The organism is Variovorax sp. P1_H2 (assembly GCF_056405295.1).
On record NZ_JBFUCJ010000265.1, the window covers coordinates 1 to 1,842 of the forward strand.

At 64.6% G+C, this 1,842-nt stretch carries 1 pseudogene; it reads left to right on the top strand.

Going from position 1 to position 1,842, the window contains the following annotated elements:
• Positions 1 to 1,842, top strand: a pseudogene (locus AC1D2E_RS35680) (hypothetical protein); the annotation flags it as partial.

A 1,842-nucleotide genomic window follows, 5' to 3' on the forward strand; every position in this document is an offset into this window, starting at 1 on the left:
ACGGTGCCGTGCGTTCGGGCGTCGGCCGCTCGGTATTGGCATTGGCAATGGCCGGCGTGGTCGGATTCATGGGCTGGCTGCCGGTCGCACATGCAGCAGATACGGCGACCGGCTATATGGCGGGRGCGAATGCACAGGCGATTGCGTTGCGCGACGTTGCGGTCGGCGAAAACTCTTACGTGAACTCCTTCCATTCACCGGGCCAGGCGGTCCAGGATTACGCGGTTGGGTTGGGCTACTCCGCTCAAGCGTATGGTGGTTCGGCCGTTGCGCTTGGCAATGGTGCGCAGGCTGGCACGACCGCCCTTCAGACTACACACACGGAGGCAACGGCGGTGGGCACCATGGCCAGTGCGCTGGCGTTGAAAACCACTGCACTGGGTACCTATTCGGTTGCCGACCAGGATGGTGCGACGTCACTTGGTGCGTACAGCCAAGTGCATAGTGTATTGGGACTTGCCCTGGGTACTCAGGCCGTGGTGAATGCTGGCGCGACCAATTCCGTTGCGCTGGGTGCCAACTCGGTCGCTACGCGTGCCAATACGGTGTCCGTGGGTGCAGTGGGAGCCACGCGTCAGGTGGTGAACGTTGCCGCAGGCATCGTGTCGTCGACGAGCACGGACGCTGTGAACGGTAGCCAGTTGTATGGGGCGAGCAATTCGGTGGCCGCCGCCTTGGGCGGCAGCTCGACGGTCAATACGGACGGCACGGTCTCGGCGCCGAGCTACGCGGTGGGCGGAACGACGGCCAACAGCGTGGGCGCTGCCATCACCAACCTGGACGGCCGCACGACCACGAACACCACGAACCTCACGAACCTCACGAACAATCTGAACAGCGGTTCGGTGGGTCTGGTGAAGCAGGACGCGACGACCCATGCGATCACGGTGGCAGGCGACAAGGCCGGCACCTCGGTGGACTTCGCTGGTACCGATGGCGCGCGCACCCTGAGCGGCGTGAAGGACGGCACGCTGGCGGCGGGCAGCAAGGAAGCGGTGAACGGCGGWCAGCTGTTCACGACCAACGAGAACGTGRCGGCCAACACCARCGCGATCGGTGGACTGGACACCCGCGTGACGACGGTGGAAGGYGACGTGACGAACCTGACCAACAACCTGAACAGCGGTTCGGTGGGTCTGGTGAAGCAGGACGCGACGACCAAGGCCATCACGGTGGCAGCCGAYAAGGCGGGCACCTCGGTGGACTTCACCGGCACCGAAGGTGCGCGCACCCTGAGCGGCGTGAAGGAYGGCACGCTGGCGGCGGGCAGCAMSGAAGCGGTGAACGGCGGTCARCTGTTCACGACCAACGAGAACGTGGCGGCCAACACGGCCAACATCGCRACCAACACGACCAACATYGCGGGCAACACGACGGCCATCACCAACCTGGACGGCCGCACGACGACGAACACCACGAACATTGCGACCAACACCACCGACATCACGAACCTCACGAACAACCTGAACAGTGGTTCGGTGGGTCTGGTGAAGCAGGACGCGRCGACCAAGGCCATCACGGTGGCAGGCGACAAGGCRGGCACCTCGGTGGACTTYGCYGGCACYGAAGGCGCGCGCACCCTGAGCGGCGTGAAGGACGGCACGCTGGCGGCAGGCAGCACCGAAGCGGTGAACGGCGGTCAGCTGTTCACGACCAACCAGAACGTGACGGCGAACACCAACGCGATCGGCGCACTGGACACCCGCGTGGGCACTGCCGAAGGCAGCATCACCACGATCCAGGGTGACATTTCGACGATCAACACCAACGTTGCCGGCAACACGACGGCCATCACCAACCTGGACGGCCGTGTCACGACCGTCGAAGGCGACGTGACCAACC